The organism is Pedococcus bigeumensis (genome assembly GCF_039531795.1).
Taxonomy (GTDB): Bacteria; Actinomycetota; Actinomycetes; order Actinomycetales; family Dermatophilaceae; genus Pedococcus; species Pedococcus bigeumensis.
The window spans coordinates 1,200,252-1,213,937 of sequence record NZ_BAAAQS010000001.1 but is presented as its reverse complement, the minus strand read 5'-3'; the positions used below and the strand labels follow the sequence as shown (position 1 = coordinate 1,213,937).

Annotated in this window: 13 protein-coding genes; 5 read left to right on the top strand and 8 right to left on the bottom strand. The window is 72.0% G+C overall.

The features are described 5' to 3' along the window. The first annotated feature begins 33 nt into the window (after positions 1 to 33). Positions 34 to 750 carry a dihydrofolate reductase family protein gene (locus ABD262_RS05780; protein ID WP_344132494.1) on the top strand — a complete coding sequence of 239 codons (717 nt, stop codon included), beginning with the start codon at positions 34 to 36 and terminating at the stop codon, positions 748 to 750. A 25-nt stretch (positions 751 to 775) separates the two neighbouring features. On the opposite strand, the gene ABD262_RS05775 is transcribed toward ABD262_RS05780, so the two are convergent. Beyond that, on the bottom strand, positions 776 to 1,945 hold the full coding sequence (locus ABD262_RS05775) for an alpha/beta hydrolase family protein (RefSeq protein ID WP_344132491.1): 1,170 nt from the start codon (positions 1,943 to 1,945) through the stop codon (positions 776 to 778). Then, positions 1,945 to 4,152, bottom strand: coding sequence for an ATP-dependent DNA ligase (locus ABD262_RS05770; protein WP_344132488.1), 2,208 nt, complete (start codon positions 4,150 to 4,152; stop codon positions 1,945 to 1,947). Before ABD262_RS05770 ends, ABD262_RS05775 begins: the two co-directional genes overlap by 1 nt. A gap of 170 nt (positions 4,153 to 4,322) precedes the next feature. Between ABD262_RS05770 and msrB the strand changes: the two genes are divergently transcribed. After that, positions 4,323 to 4,745, top strand: a complete 423-nt coding sequence (msrB, locus tag ABD262_RS05765) for a peptide-methionine (R)-S-oxide reductase MsrB (protein WP_344134551.1) — start codon at positions 4,323 to 4,325, stop codon at positions 4,743 to 4,745. Between the two features lie 50 nt (positions 4,746 to 4,795). Here msrB and ABD262_RS05760 read toward each other — a convergent pair whose 3' ends face one another. The 3 genes from ABD262_RS05760 to hemG form a co-directional block, all read right to left on the bottom strand. After that, entirely contained in the window at positions 4,796 to 5,779 is a 984-nt protein-coding gene (locus tag ABD262_RS05760; RefSeq protein WP_344132485.1) for a type IV toxin-antitoxin system AbiEi family antitoxin domain-containing protein, read from the bottom strand. Between the two features lie 189 nt (positions 5,780 to 5,968). Then, positions 5,969 to 6,682, bottom strand: a complete 714-nt coding sequence (gene hemQ / locus ABD262_RS05755) for a hydrogen peroxide-dependent heme synthase (protein ID WP_344132483.1) — start codon at positions 6,680 to 6,682, stop codon at positions 5,969 to 5,971. Positions 6,683 to 6,704: 22 nt separating this feature from the next. Beyond that, entirely contained in the window at positions 6,705 to 8,234 is a 1,530-nt protein-coding gene (gene hemG, locus ABD262_RS05750; protein ID WP_344132480.1) for a protoporphyrinogen oxidase, read from the bottom strand. Positions 8,235 to 8,367: 133 nt separating this feature from the next. Between hemG and ABD262_RS05745 the strand changes: the two genes are divergently transcribed. Then, positions 8,368 to 9,348 (top strand): DUF4349 domain-containing protein, encoded by a 981-nt coding sequence (locus ABD262_RS05745; RefSeq protein WP_344132477.1) that lies wholly within the window; start codon positions 8,368 to 8,370, stop codon positions 9,346 to 9,348. A gap of 42 nt (positions 9,349 to 9,390) precedes the next feature. Here ABD262_RS05745 and hemE read toward each other — a convergent pair whose 3' ends face one another. Beyond that, positions 9,391 to 10,425 carry a uroporphyrinogen decarboxylase gene (hemE, locus tag ABD262_RS05740; protein WP_344132474.1) on the bottom strand — a complete coding sequence of 345 codons (1,035 nt, stop codon included), beginning with the start codon at positions 10,423 to 10,425 and terminating at the stop codon, positions 9,391 to 9,393. 18 nt (positions 10,426 to 10,443) lie between these two features. Then, positions 10,444 to 11,268 (bottom strand): EamA family transporter, encoded by an 825-nt coding sequence (locus ABD262_RS05735; protein ID WP_344132471.1) that lies wholly within the window; start codon positions 11,266 to 11,268, stop codon positions 10,444 to 10,446. A gap of 79 nt (positions 11,269 to 11,347) precedes the next feature. Between ABD262_RS05735 and ABD262_RS05730 the strand changes: the two genes are divergently transcribed. Together ABD262_RS05730 and ABD262_RS05725 are read left to right on the top strand one after the other, a co-directional pair. Next, entirely contained in the window at positions 11,348 to 11,935 is a 588-nt protein-coding gene (locus ABD262_RS05730; RefSeq protein WP_425564830.1) for a DUF3000 domain-containing protein, read from the top strand. A 45-nt stretch (positions 11,936 to 11,980) separates the two neighbouring features. Next, positions 11,981 to 13,225 (top strand): HRDC domain-containing protein, encoded by a 1,245-nt coding sequence (locus ABD262_RS05725; RefSeq protein ID WP_425564799.1) that lies wholly within the window; start codon positions 11,981 to 11,983, stop codon positions 13,223 to 13,225. 9 nt (positions 13,226 to 13,234) lie between these two features. On the opposite strand, the gene ABD262_RS05720 is transcribed toward ABD262_RS05725, so the two are convergent. Continuing rightward, a complete protein-coding gene (locus ABD262_RS05720; RefSeq protein ID WP_344134543.1) occupies positions 13,235 to 13,639 on the bottom strand; it encodes an SRPBCC family protein in 405 nt (134 codons plus the stop codon). Positions 13,640 to 13,686: the final 47 nt, after the last annotated feature.

Sequence of the window (13,686 nt, the reverse complement as noted above, 5' to 3'; positions counted from 1 at the left end):
GCGGGTGAGGGGATGAATGCAACACTGTGGGACATGCGCCTGCTGCTCGACTCGTCCAGCACCCTTGCACCCGGCCAGAGCGTCGACGCCGCCACGCTCGCGGACCTGTACGTCGCCCCCGCCCGCCGATGGCTCCGCGCCAACTTCGTGGCCAGCCTCGACGGCGCGGCCAACGGCGCCGACCACCGCAGCGGGAGCATCAACACCCCGGCGGACCACGTGGTCTTCGACCTGCTCCGTCGACTGACCGACGTCGTGGTCGTCGGCGCGGGCACGGTGCGGGCCGAGGGCTACCCGTCCCTGCGGGCAGAGGACCCGAGGGCTCCGGTGCTCATGGTGGTCAGCCACCGGGGCGCGGTGCCGCCGAGCGTCGTCGACGGCCCGTTCGGATCGGTCTACCTGATCACCCGCGAAGGCGCCGACCCCGCCACGCTCGACGCCTCGAGGGCGCTCATCGGCGAAGAGTTCGTCCTGACCGTCGGCGACCAGGCCGTGGACTTCGTGAAGATGCGCAACATGCTGGAGGACAAGGGTTTCCGCCAGATCCTCTGTGAAGGCGGACCGAGCCTGGTCAACAGCATGCTGGCGGCTGGGGTCGTCGACGAGCTCGACCTCACCTGGTCGCCGATCATCGTCGGCGGCGAGCACCCCACGATCGCCCGCGGTCCCGACCTGAACCTGCCTGCGTCACCGACCCTGCTCCTCGAGGAGGACGGCACCATCCTCGGCCGGTGGTACGTCAACCGCTGATCGGTCCGCCTGGCCGGGCTCGCTGTCAGGAGCCGATGAACGCGGCCACCGACGCCTCCCAGCGCTCGGGGTCGACGTTCCACTCCTTCGTGTGCCGGGCGCGCTCCCAGCGCTCCATCGTGACGAGGTCGGGTCGGGCTGCCGCCAGGGCGAGCGAAGGCCCGACGGGTACGAACTCGTCGTCGACCGAGTGGATCAGCAGGATGCGGTGCTGCAGCTCCTCGGCCCGGGTCACCCAGTTGGTCTCGGCCACGTCGACCGGGTGGTGCACCCCCACGAGGCGCCGGGCCGAGCGCCGCCCCATCAGTGCGCGGCTCAGCCCACTGATGGGAGCGGGGATGCCGTTGACTTGCGCGTGGTGGGCGATCACGTCTCCCCAGTCGATCACCGGGGCGTCGAGGACCACGTGGGTCACGCGCTCCGCCAGCCAGGACCGGCTGAGCGTCTGCAACACGATCGCGCCGCCCATCGACCAGCCGACCAGCACCAGCGCTCGCGCTCCCCGCCGCACCGCGAGGAGCCCGGCGTCCTCGATGTCACGCCACTCCGACAGACCGAGGTTGTAGCGGCCGTCGGGACCGCTGCGGGCGCCGAGGTCGTTGCGGTAGCTGGGGACGATGACGTTGAGGCCGGCGTCGTGCAGTGGCCGCACGGCCCGCAGCCCCTCCTGCCGCGTGGCGCCGCGGCCATGGACGAGGATCGCCCAGCGGTCCGACTCGGCGGCCGCGGGGACGACCCAGGCCGGCATGGTGCCGAGCTCGGTCTCGACGTCGACGTACTCGGTGCGCAGCCCGAGCGCTCGGTCGGGGGTGCTGGCGAAGTAGTACTGGTTCCAGCGCGCGAACCCCGGCGTGAGGTGGCCGAAGTCGACCCCCAACAGCTCGCGGCGCACCCGGCCGGAGGCCTCGTTGACCTCGAGCACCTCCCCCACCCGGGCATGCCCCCGGTCGCGGTCGAGCCAGAGACCGTAGCGCCCCGGCGAGAGGGTGTCGGGAGTGGCCCCGAGCGTCACCGAGTCGCCGTCGACCACGAGGATCTGCGTGTCGTCCGGGCGCTGCCGGTCGGGCGTCAGCACCCGGCGGGCGTAGTAGGACGCCGCCGCGACGGCGCTGAGGGCGCCCGCGGCGACGAGCGATCCCGCCGTGACCGCTCCGGCGATCGCTGCCTTCCGGGCCGGAGTCGTCGTGGCTGCCACTACTGCTCCCCCTTCGGGTTCGACTTCTGGGTGGTGGTCCCCTGCCCGCCCTGGGTGGAGGTCTCCCCCAGGACGTCGGCGAGGTCGAAGCTCACCGGCTCCTCCAGCTGCTCGTAGGTGCACGACTCCGGGGTCCGGTCGTCACGCCACCGCACGAACTGGGCGGTGTGGCGGAACCGGTTGCCCTCCATGTGGTCGTACTTCACCTCGACCACCCGTTCGGGGCGCAGTGGCGTGAAGGAGAGGTCCTTGCCGGCATTCCACCGCGAGGTCGCGCCGCTGGTCGGGGTCCGGCTGCCCATCTCCTGCGCCGCCCACGCCCACGGGTGGTGGTCGAAGTCGGTGACGAGCGGCTGCAGCTCCTCGAACAGCTCCTTGCGCCGGGCCATCGGGAAAGCCCCGATGACGCCGACGCTCTGCAGCGAGCCGTCCTCGGCATGTAGACCGAGCAGTAGCGAGCCGATCGCGTCGTCACCGCTCTTGTGGGTGCGATAGCCGGCCACGACGCAGTCGGCGGTGCGCTCGTGCTTGATCTTCAGCATGAGCCGCTTGTCCGGGACGTAGGTGATGTCGAGGGGCTTGGCGATGACGCCGTCGAGCCCGGCGCCCTCGAACTGTTCGAACCACTCCTGCGCCACGGCCGGGTCGTGCGTGGCGCGAGTCAGGTGGATGGGCGGCCGGACCTTCGCGAAGGCCTCCTCCAGGCGTGCCCGGCGCTCAGCGAACGGCCGCTCGGTCAGGTCGTCGTCGCCGATGGCCAGCAGGTCGAACGCGACGAAGCTCGCCGGTGTCTCGGCCGCCAGCTTCTTGACCCGGCTCGCGGCCGGGTGGATCCGCTGCTGGAGTGCGTCGAAGTCGAGCCGGTCACCGGTCCCGCCGATGAGGACGATCTCGCCGTCCACCACGCACTTCTCCGGGAAGTTGGCCAGCACCGCCTCCACCACCTCGGGGAAGTAGCGGGTCATCGGCTTCTCGTTGCGGCTGCCGATCTCGACCTGGTCGCCGGACCGGAAGATGATCGACCTGAAGCCGTCCCACTTGGGCTCGAAGAGGTAGTCGCCGGTCGGGATGCCCTTGACAGGCTTGGCGAGCATCGGCGCCACGGGCGGCACGACCGGACCCCACACCGAGCGCAGGTCGGCGTCACGCTCGGCCTTCGGCGGCATGTAGTCCTCGTCGGACTTGTCCTTGCGCCGCTTGCTGGGCTGCACGCGGGGCGGCTCCCCCGGCATCTTCGGGTAGTCCGGGGGAAAGTTCAGCTCGCCGAGCCCCCGCTCGGTGATGTCCTTGTCCCACAACGCGATCGCCGTGGTCACGTCACCGACGGCCTGGTCCATCCCGGCCCAGGCATCCCCGTCGGCGGCGACGATGCCCGGCACGGTGCGCACCGTGAAGTCGCCGGGGCTGACCTTCGCCAGCGCGTCCCAGCTGACCGGCATACTCACCGGGGCCCCGGGCAACGGGCGCGGGCTGTAGGCGGACGCGATGGTGCGGTCACGACACGCCTGGTTGAAGTCGACGAAGACGCGCTCGCCGCGCTCCTCCTTCCACCACGAGGTCGTGACAAGGTCGGGGAGCCGCCGCTCGAGCTCGCGCGCGATCCCGATGACCCCGTGCCGCACGTCGAGGAACTCGTGGGTCGGGGCGACCCGGACGAAGACGTGGACCCCGCGGTTGCCGGAGGTCTTCGCCCACCCGGTGAGTCCGAGCTCGGTCAGCAGCTCGCGCAGGACCAGGGCGGCCTCGACCGAGTCCTTGAAGTCGCGTCCGGGCTGCGGGTCGAGGTCGATGCGCAGCTCGTCGGGGTTGTCGACGTTGCTGGTGCGCACCGGCCAGGGGTGGAAGGTCACGGTGTTCATCTGCATCGCCCACACGACTGCGGCCGGCTCGTCGACCACGACCTGGAGGTGCTTGCGGCCCGACGGGTAGGTGCACATCACCGGGGTGATGAAGTCGGGCATGCCCTTGGGTGGGTTCTTGGTCCAGAACTCCTCGCCGGTGATGCCCTCGGGGAACCGCTGGAGGGTCACCGGACGGTTGCGCAGGGCCCCCATGAAGCCGTCGGAGACCTCGACCGCGTACTGCGCGAGGTCGAGCTTGGTGATCCCGTCGTCGGGCCAGATCAGCCGGTCGGGGCTCGAGACACGGACCAGCCGCGACCCCTCGGGCCCCCCGGGGACTTCCAGCTCGGTTGCTTTGGCCGCCATGGGCGCGAGCCTAGCCGGGGCCTCCGTCACCGCAGGCCCGTCATCCGGCCGTAAGGATGGGCGGGACCAGAATGGACACTGATTGCGTTGAGATGGTCGTGAGGCCCATCTGGAGCAAGCACCGCCGACCAAGCACCGTCACCGTCCCGCGAAGGAGTCGCAGCGTGAGCATGGAACAGACCGACCGTACGTATGCCGTGTCCAAGACCGACGAGGAGTGGCGCGCCGAGCTCAGCCCGGCCGAGTACCAGGTGCTCCGGCAGGCCGGCACCGAGCGTCCCTACGTCGGCGAGTACACCGACACCAAGACCGAGGGCGTCTACGCCTGCCGCGCCTGTGGGGCCGAGCTGTTCACCTCGGACACCAAGTTCGACAGCCACTGCGGCTGGCCGTCGTTCTACTCGCCGCTGGCCGGCGACTCGGTGGAGTACATCGAGGACGTCACGATGGGCATGAAGCGGGTCGAGGTCCGGTGCGCCAGCTGCGGCAGCCACCTCGGGCACGTCTTCGAGGGCGAGGGCTACGGCACTCCGACCGACCAGCGCTACTGCATCAACTCGATCTCGATGACGCTGCAGCCCAAGGCCGGCTGACCCACCCCACCCCGCCCCACCTTTATCGGGTCTAGGGACAAAGGGCGGCTTCACCCCGGAACGGTTTCAGGGTGGAGCCGCCCTTTGTGGGGTGAAGCCAGCTCCCGAACCCCCGCTTCGGGTATGCCGCGGTGACAGACCACGCCCAGGTCACGCAGGCGGGCGACGAGTACCCCCAGCCGGGTCAGGTCTGACCAGATGACCCGCACCACCCGGTAGCCCAACCGGCGCAGCTCGTCCTCGCGGCGCTTCTCGGCGACGAGCGCCGCCGCCCCGCCGTCGCGGTACTTGACCAATCCGTCGAACTCGATGACGACGTTCGTGCCCTTGACGAGGAAGTCGACCCTGGCCACGAATCTCCCCTGCTCGTCACGGATCACCACCTGCGGCTCGACCTGCACGCCGAGCAACGTCAGGCCCACCCGCAACCGCGACTCACCAACCGACTCGGACCGCGCATCCAGCAACGCCATCATCGTCCGCACTCGGCTGGAACGCGGCCATCCCCTGACGACGCCCGCGGCCGCCTCCAGATCAGTCAACGCCGCTGCTCCGCTGTGCAGGGCTGCGTCGGCCGTCACGATGCCCGGCGTGGCGCCATGCTCGAGGCAGTGCTGCACGATCCCCGCCGCCGCGGGCACGACCCCGGCCGGCGCGGAGTCACCGTCGAACGGTGGGCGGATGACGAGGTCGCGAGTGATGACCTCGCGGTGGACCGGCCGCTCGAGGTGCACGCGGTGCAGGCTCGCACCCCAGACGGGGAGCCCCAGCGCGACCATGGCCGAGTGCGCCGCCAGCGCTCCGTCCGGATAGAGCAACTGCGCGCCACGACCGAGCATCCGGTGCCACTCGACGGTCCTGCTCGGGCCCTGGGGCGGCTCCCCCACGGCATACACACCCCTGGTCAACCGGGCGATGGCGCCTTGACGCACCAGAGCGGTGATCGACTCCCGCGTGTGTCCCAGTGTCCTGAGCTGTGCCGTGGTGATGACGCCGCCCTGGGCGCCGGCGAGATCGAGCAGGCTGCTGTCCATGGAGGCACCTTCCCTCCCCGAGGTGGTACCGCCAGAGAGCCGTGCCTCTGCCTTGTGGACGGGCCACCCTCAGAGGCTGAAGCTGTGGAGCAGTGGTGCCTCACCCGGAAAGGTTCGGCTTCACCCGGGAAGGTTTCCGGGGTGAAGCCGCCCTTTGTCCCAAGACCCGATAAAGGTGGGACATGGGGGTCAGCGCAGGGAGGCGAGCAGCTCGCCGACCTCCACCCTTCGGCCGGTGTGGAACGGCACCTCTTCACGGACGTGCATCCGCGCCTTCGACGCCCGCAGCTCTCGCATCAGGTCGACGATCCGGTGCAGCTCGTCGGCCTCGAAGGCCAGGACCCACTCGTAGTCGTTCAGCGCGAACGACGCGATGGTGTTGGCGCGCACGTCAGGGAAGTCACGCGCTTGCTGACCGTGCTCGCGGAGCATGTCGCGGCGCTCGGCGTCGGGGAGCAGGTACCACTCGTAGGACCGCACGAACGGGTAGACGCAGATGAAGTCCTTGGGCGCCTCGTCGGCGAGGAACGCCGGGATGTGGCTCTTGTTGAACTCCGCCGGCCGGTGCAGTGCCGCGGCCGACCAGGTCGGCTCGAGCAGGTGGCCGAAGTCGGTGCGCAGCAGGGCGCGGTAGGCCCGCTGCACGTCCTCGATCCGCTCGGCGTGCCACCACACCATGAAGTCGGCGTCGGCGCGCAGGCCACCGATGTCGTAGACGCCCCTCGTCACGACGCCCTCGGCCTCCAGGGACGTGAAGAGGTCCTCGACCTCCTTGGCCATCACCTCGCGGTTGTCCCCCAAGGGGGCGTTGACCGCGAACACCGACCACATGGCGTAGCGGATCGACTCGTTGATCTCGCGGATCCGGGCGACGTTCGGGTTCGAAGGGTGCTGCTCGCTCATGCCCCCATCCTCCCGCGCCCGGCTACCGGGCCCGCAGGTGGGTTGCCACGGCCTGCGCCGCGGCCCGACCACTGGCGATGCAGGCCGGGACACCGACGCCGCCGTATGCCGCGCCGGCGAGCTCCAGCCCGGACGCCCCCGCGACCTCGGCCCGGATCCTGGCGACCCGGTCGACGTGACCGACCGTGTACTGCGGCAGGGCTCCGCCCCACCGCTGCACGTGCGTGTCGACGATGCGGGGCAGCTGGTGCCCCAAGGCCTCGCTGATCTCCGCCACCGCGATCGCGACCAGCTCGTCGTCGGGTCGCTGGAGGTCGGTCGTCTCGCCGTAGCGACCCACCGAGGCACGCAGGAACGACAGGTCACCGGCAGCCTGGGCGGTCCACGCCCACTTCGTCGAGGAGAACGTGCTGGCCTTGATCGTGCGCCCCTCGACCGCAGGCACGAGGAACCCCGAGCCCGGCAGGGGGAAGGCGTGCGGTCCCTCGGCGCCCACCGCCAGGGTGATGATCGCCATCGAGGCGTAGTCGATCTCCCGGAGCGTCGCGGCCGCCGCGGGCAGGTGGGGGGCGAGCAGCTTGCTCGTCGGCGCGGCCGGGGTCGCGAGGACCACGGCGTCGGCGCGCAACCGTTCGGGGCGGGGTTGAGGTCCGACGACGACGGACCAACCGCCACCGGACGCGCTGGGCGCACCGCCCTCCGCATAGCCGCCGCCCTCCCCTGAGGCCACGAAAGCCCCGGAGGCCCCGGTCCCGCCCGGCTCGCGGCGCAGCTCGCGCACGATGGTCTCGCTGCGGATCGTGACCCCCCGCCCACGCAGCAGCTCGGTGAGGACCTCGGCCAGCCGCCCCACCCCACCGACGAGCCCGGCGAACACCGGCGTGGGCTCGAGCTGCCCGGCTGCCCAGGTGCCGCCGGCCCCCGTCCCGGCCGCGGCCGTCGCAGCAGCACCGGCCGCCGCAGCGGCGGTCAGGGACTCCCCGCGGCGGGCCGCCTCGAACACCTGGGGCAGGCAGGCGCGCAGGGACAGCTGCCTGGCCTGGCCGGCATACACGCCACCGAGCAGTGGCTCGACGAGGCGGTCGACGACCGCGTCGCCCAACCGCGCCGCCACGTAGTCACCCACCGACACGTCGTCGAACGCGCCCGCGCCCCACGGCTGCTCGGCCTCGGCCCTGACGACCTCCTCTGGCGAGAGGATGCCGAGCGCCGAGGAGGGGGGCGACGGGATGCCCATGAGCGTCCCCCGGGGCATCGGGTGCAGGTCGCCGCGCGACCAGATCGATGCCGAGGTCGTCGCGGGGTGCACGACGTCGCGGTCGAGCCCGAGCTCGGTGACCAGCTCGAGCGCCTCCGGCCGGCGGGCGAGCACCGACTCGGCACCGACGTCGAGCGCCACGCCCGCCACGGGTTCACGGCGGAGCTTGCCACCCGGCCGGTCGGCGGCGTCGACGAGCGTGATGGTCGCGTCGGGAAGCGCATGCGACAGCTCCCAAGCGCAGGCAAGCCCGGCGATGCCTCCCCCGACGATGAGGATTCGTGATCCGACCATGCCCACACCCTTTCAAGATCGTGACTCTTTCGACACCACCGGGTGGGAACGTCGAGCGCACGGGACCAGTCGCACCGGTATCCGCACCACCGCACGACCTCTCCACGACCCGCTCCACCACCAGGGAGTCGCCATGTTCCGTGTTCGACCGCAACGCACCGCCGCCGCCATCGGCGCAGTCCTCCTCACCACCCTCGCCCTCGCCGCCTGCGCCGGCGGCAGCTCGGGCGACTCGGCCGCGTCGAGCCCCCAGGCCGGGTTCTCCGACCAGTCGGGCGGACGCGCGGCCGACTCCTCGGGCGGTGACACCCCCTCGTCCGAGGGCAGCGGCGCCAAGGGCGCGAGCGGGTCGACCGCCGACCCGGTGACGGCTGCCAACCTCGCCGCGGGCCAGGAGTCCCTGGCACGACGCGCGTCGATCGCGTTGAAGGTCAAGAACATCGGCCAAGCCGTCGCGCGCGTGCGGGCCATCACCGCCACCGCCCAGGGCATCGTGCTGTCGGAGAACATCGGCACCGCGACGCGTGATGCACCACTGGCGGAGTCGGCCAAGGTCACCGCCACGACGTACGCCGAGATCACCATCTCGGTGCCCTCCACCGAGCTGGACCGGGTCATCTCCGAGCTCGGGTCGGTCGGCACCGTCATCCGCTCGACCAGCTCCAGCGAGAACGTGGGTGGGCAGATCGTCGACACCACCTCGCGTCTGCAGACGATGCGCGTCAGTGTCGAGCGGGTGCGGGCCTTCCTCGAGGACGCCAAGGACCTCAACCAGATCGTCGCCCTGGAGGCCGAGCTGACCCGTCGCCAGTCGGACCTCGAGGCGCTCGAGGCGCAGCTCGCCTCCCTCAAGGGCAGCGTCGCCCGCTCCCCCGTCCAGATCAGCCTGACCACCGAGCCCGGCGCGATCGTCGAGGCGCCGGACCAGGCCGGGTTCCTGGTCGGTCTCAAGGGCGGCTGGGACGCGTTCACCGGATCGCTGAGCGTCATGCTCACCGTCGTCGGCGCCCTGCTCCCCTTCCTCGTCCTGTTCGCCCTGCTGGGCCTTCCGGTGTGGTGGTACCTGCGCCGGCGCCGTCCGGTGAACCCGCCGCCGGCAGTCCTCCCCGAGTAGGCCCAGCGGGGGTCTCGCGAGGTCGGTCAGCGCCTGAGTGCGTCAGCGCTGGCCGACCTCGTGCACGAGCTCGACGACGCGGGTGAGGACATCGGGGTCGGTGTCCGGCAGCACCCCGTGCCCCAGGTTGAAGATGTGGCCGGGTGCGGCGCGACCCTCTTCGACGATGGAGCGGACCTTGGCCTCCAACGCCTCCCAGGGCGCGAACAGCAGCGCGGGGTCGAGGTTGCCCTGCACGGCATACCTGCCGTCGAGCCGGGCCAGCGCGTCGGTGAGCGACACGCGGTAGTCGACGCCCACCACGTCGGCGCCGACGGCGCCCATCGACGCCAGCAGCTCACCGGTGCCGACCCCGAAGTGGATCATCGGTATGCCGCGCCCGGCGACGGCCGCGAGCGCGGCGGTCGAGTGCGGGGCCACGAAGCGCTCGTAGTCGGCGCGGGGAAGCGCTCCGACCCACGAGTCGAACAGCTGCACCGCCGAGGCGCCGGCGGCGGCCTGCACGTCGAGGAAGGCGCCGGAGATCTGGGCCAGCCGGGCGCACAGGTCGTGCCACAGCTGGGGGTCGCCGTACATCAGCGCCTTGGTGTGCTCGTGGTTCTTGCTCGGGCCGCCCTCGACGAGGTAGCTGGCCAGCGTGAAGGGTGCCCCCGCAAACCCGATGAGGGGCGTTGCCCCCAGCTCGGCCGTCAGCAGCCCGACGGCCTCGGTGACGTAGGGGACGTGGTCGGGGGTCAGCTCGGGCAGCCGGTCGAGGTCGGCACGCGTGCGGATCGGCTTGGCCACGACCGGGCCCACGCCGGGCACGATGTCGAGGTCGACCCCGACGGCGGCCAGCGGCACCACGATGTCGGAGAAGAAGATCGCGGCGTCGACCCCGTGGCGGCGCACCGGCTGGAGCGTGATCTCGGTGACGAGGTCGGGACGGCGGCACGAGTCGAGCATGCCGATGCCCTCGCGTACCGCGCGGTACTCCGGCAGGGACCGCCCGGCCTGGCGCATGAACCACACCGGCGTGTGGCTGACGGGTTCGCGGCGGGCAGCACGGACCAGGGCAGAGTCGTGGGGGGAGGTCACCGGGTGATTCTAGGTTGCTCAGAGGGCGATGATCGCCGCGCCCGCGAGCGAGAGCACGGCCCCCGCCTGCTGGATCCTGCGCAGCTTCTCCCTGAGCAGCATGCGCGCCAGCAGGATGGTGACCACGGGGTAGAGCGAACCCAGGACGCTGGCGACGCTCACCTGCCCCCTGGACGACGCGATGCCGAAGAGCAGGTTCGCCCCCATGTCGCCGCACCCGATCAGCAGCAGGGTCGGCACCTCCCGCACGACCACGCCACCGCGGCTGCGCAGCACCAGGGCCAGGGTCACGAAGACGAGGAACGACACCCCACGCATCCCCCACAGCGTCATCAGGGTGGAGGACCGCGCGCCACGGTCGATGCAGAACAGCGCCAGACCGAACCCGACCGCGGCGATGCCGGCCAGCACGACCGGCCGGGGAGACACCCCACCACTCAGCTCGGGCCCTGACGCGAGGGTCACCCCGACCACCGCGACCACGATGCCCACCCAGGTCCACGACGACGGCTCGTCGCCGGTGGCGACCCCGAGGAGCACCGGCACGGCCACGCCGAGGGCCGCGATCGGCGCGACCACCCCGATGGTGCCGGTCGCGAGCGCGGTGTAGAAGGAGAGCAGCCCGGCCACGCCCGACACCGCGGCGCCGACCGACCAGAGCGGCCAGCCACTCCAGGTGACGTGGTCCCAGCGGACCGCCACGGCGACACACAGCACGAGGAAGGCGAGCGACTGGGTCCAGCCCACCACCGCGACAGCCGGCCTGCGGCGGGAGAACAGCCCCGCGAAGAAGTCCGAGGTGCCCCAGCACGCACTGGACGCGAGCGCGAGCAGGGAGAGCATGCGCGCACGGTACCGGTCGGCGCGACACGACGCGGGCGGCAACCTCCCTGTGATCTCCGACCCCGCGGCATACCCTCTGATGGTGGGCAGCCGAACGGTCCCTGGCGACCAATCCCCCGAGTTCACGCAGGCGCTGAGCGACCTGCGCGGGGCGCGGTTGCGCCCCGAGATCCGTCTCACCGAGGTGCCCGCTCCCCAGCGCATCGCGCCGTATGCCGTGGCGCTCACCGCCGAGGTGGTCGGCGCTGCCGCCGACGAGGACGAGCTCGCCTCCGGGCGCTTCGTGCTGCTGCACGACCCCTCGGTGCCGGACCCGTGGGACGGGGCGTGGCGTGCGGTGACCTTCGCCCGCGCCGAGCTCGAGCCCGAGCTGGCCAACGACCCGATGCTGGGTGCGGTCGGGTGGTCGTGGCTGACCGACGCGCTGGAGTCGCACCACCTCGGCTACACGGCAGAGGCGGGCACGGTCACCCGCGTCGTCTCCGAGAGCTTCGCCGGGCTGTCCGACCGACCGGCCAGCGTCGAGATGGAGGTCCGCGCCTCGTGGACCCCGGTGGCCGGCAACGTCGGCGCCCACCTGGTCGCCTGGTCCGACCTGCTGTGCACCATCGCGGGCCTCCCACCGCTGCCCGAGGGCGTCATCGCGCTGCCCGGACCGCGGCGCTGAGCGTCGGGCGAGTGCCGGGACGCGCTGGCCCGATAGGTTGACCCGGTGACCGACACCGACGCCGACCAGGCGGTGGAGCCCGAGCAGGAGCCAGCCCCGCCGCTGTCCCCTCTCGACATGCCCGCCGACGGGGTGCCGCCGGTGGTCGAGTCCGAGCGTGCCCTGATGGACGCGGCCCGGGCGATCGCCGCCGGTGAGGGCCCGGTGGCCCTCGACGCCGAACGCGCCAGCGGTTACCGCTACGGCCAGCGCGCCTACCTCGTGCAGCTGCGCCGTGAGGGGTCCGGCACCTGGCTGATCGACCCCATCGCGTGTCCCGACCTGTCGCCGGTCAACGACGCCATCGGCAGCGCCGAGTGGATCCTGCACGCCGCCACCCAGGACCTCGCGTGTCTCGCCGAGGTCGGCCTGCGACCGCAGCAGCTGTTCGACACCGAGCTCGCGGGACGCCTCCTGGGCCTTCCGCGGGTGGGTCTCGCCGCCGTCGTCGAGCACTACCTGGGCCTGTCGCTGGCCAAGGAGCACTCGGCCGTCGACTGGTCCACCCGTCCCCTTCCCGAGCCCTGGCTGCGTTACGCCGCCCTCGACGTGGAGGTCCTCGTCGACGTCCGCAACCTGATGGGCGTCGACCTCGCCCGCCAGGGCAAGGACAGCTGGGCGCGCGAGGAGTTCGAGGCCCTGCTCGACTTCACCGGACCGGCGCAGCGCGTCGACCCGTGGCGCCGCACCAGCGGCATGCACCGGGTCCGCCACCGCAGGATCGCCGCCGTCGTGCGCGAGCTGTGGGAGACCCGCGACCAGATCGCCCAGGACCGTGACGTGTCCCCCGGTCGGGTGCTGCCCGACGCCGTGCTGGTCGAGGTCGCGATGGAGTCGCCCACCGCGACCGGCGCCCTGCCCAGCGGACACCGTTCGGTCCGCCGCTACCAGCGCCAGTGGCTCGAGGCCATCACGCGGGCCAACGCGATCCCCGAGGGCGACCTGCCGCCCATGACGCTGCGTTCCGACGGGCCGCCGCCGCAACGGTCGTGGGCCGAGCGCAACCCGGTCGCCGCAGCCCGTCTGACGGCCACGCGGGAGGCGCTGACCGCCTTCGCGGCCGAGCACTCCATCCCGGTCGAGAACGTGCTGTCACCCGAGCCCCTGCGGCGCGTGATCTGGTCACCGCCCGAGGAGCACACGGCCGAGGCCTTCGCCGCCGCCCTGTCCGGGCTCGGAGCCAGGCAGTGGCAGACCGCCGTGGTCGCCCCGATGATCGAGGCGGCCTTCGAGGCCAACCCCGACGCCTGACCACTCGCGTCAGCCGCGGCCGCCTTCCGCGAGAGCGGCCAGGCGACGCGTCCCCAGCTCGAGCACGGGCAGGTATGCCGGGGCCCACCAGGGCGCGCCCAGCTCGACGACACAGCCGCGGCCCTCGACACGGGCAGTGGCGCCGACGCGGTGCGTGGTGGCCGGCACCCCTGCCACCGACCAGCTCCACTGCCTGAGCTCCGGCGTCTCGACGAGCTCGGTCACCTCGAAGGGCACCCACAGGCCGGCCGGGGTGCGGACGGCGCCCCGCGCCCCGCGCGTCAGGACCCGGCCACCGTCGTCGAGCCTCGCCGCCGTGACGGTCGGTCCCCATCGGGGCCAGGCGTCGAGGTCGACCAGCAGGCCCCACACCGACTCCGCCGGGGCGCCGACCGGCCTCCGGCTCCACCACATCACGTCGGCCCCATCCCGCCAGTCAACCCCACAGTCGTCCGCACCGC

What these genes read in the sequence shown, in the direction of transcription:
- ABD262_RS05745 (WP_344132477.1), top strand. Translation starts at nt 8,368, where the DNA reads ATGTTCCGTGTTCGACCGCAACGCACCGCCGCCGCCATCGGCGCAGTC.
- ABD262_RS05720 (WP_344134543.1), bottom strand. Translation starts at nt 13,639, where the DNA reads ATGTGGTGGAGCCGGAGGCCGGTCGGCGCCCCGGCGGAGTCGGTGTGG.
- hemG (WP_344132480.1), bottom strand. Translation starts at nt 8,234, where the DNA reads ATGGTCGGATCACGAATCCTCATCGTCGGGGGAGGCATCGCCGGGCTT.
- ABD262_RS05730 (WP_425564830.1), top strand. Translation starts at nt 11,348, where the DNA reads ATGGTGGGCAGCCGAACGGTCCCTGGCGACCAATCCCCCGAGTTCACG.
- msrB (WP_344134551.1), top strand. Translation starts at nt 4,323, where the DNA reads ATGGAACAGACCGACCGTACGTATGCCGTGTCCAAGACCGACGAGGAG.
- ABD262_RS05735 (WP_344132471.1), bottom strand. Translation starts at nt 11,268, where the DNA reads ATGCTCTCCCTGCTCGCGCTCGCGTCCAGTGCGTGCTGGGGCACCTCG.
- ABD262_RS05770 (WP_344132488.1), bottom strand. Translation starts at nt 4,152, where the DNA reads ATGGCGGCCAAAGCAACCGAGCTGGAAGTCCCCGGGGGGCCCGAGGGG.
- hemQ (WP_344132483.1), bottom strand. Translation starts at nt 6,682, where the DNA reads ATGAGCGAGCAGCACCCTTCGAACCCGAACGTCGCCCGGATCCGCGAG.
- ABD262_RS05760 (WP_344132485.1), bottom strand. Translation starts at nt 5,779, where the DNA reads ATGGACAGCAGCCTGCTCGATCTCGCCGGCGCCCAGGGCGGCGTCATC.
- ABD262_RS05780 (WP_344132494.1), top strand. Translation starts at nt 34, where the DNA reads ATGCGCCTGCTGCTCGACTCGTCCAGCACCCTTGCACCCGGCCAGAGC.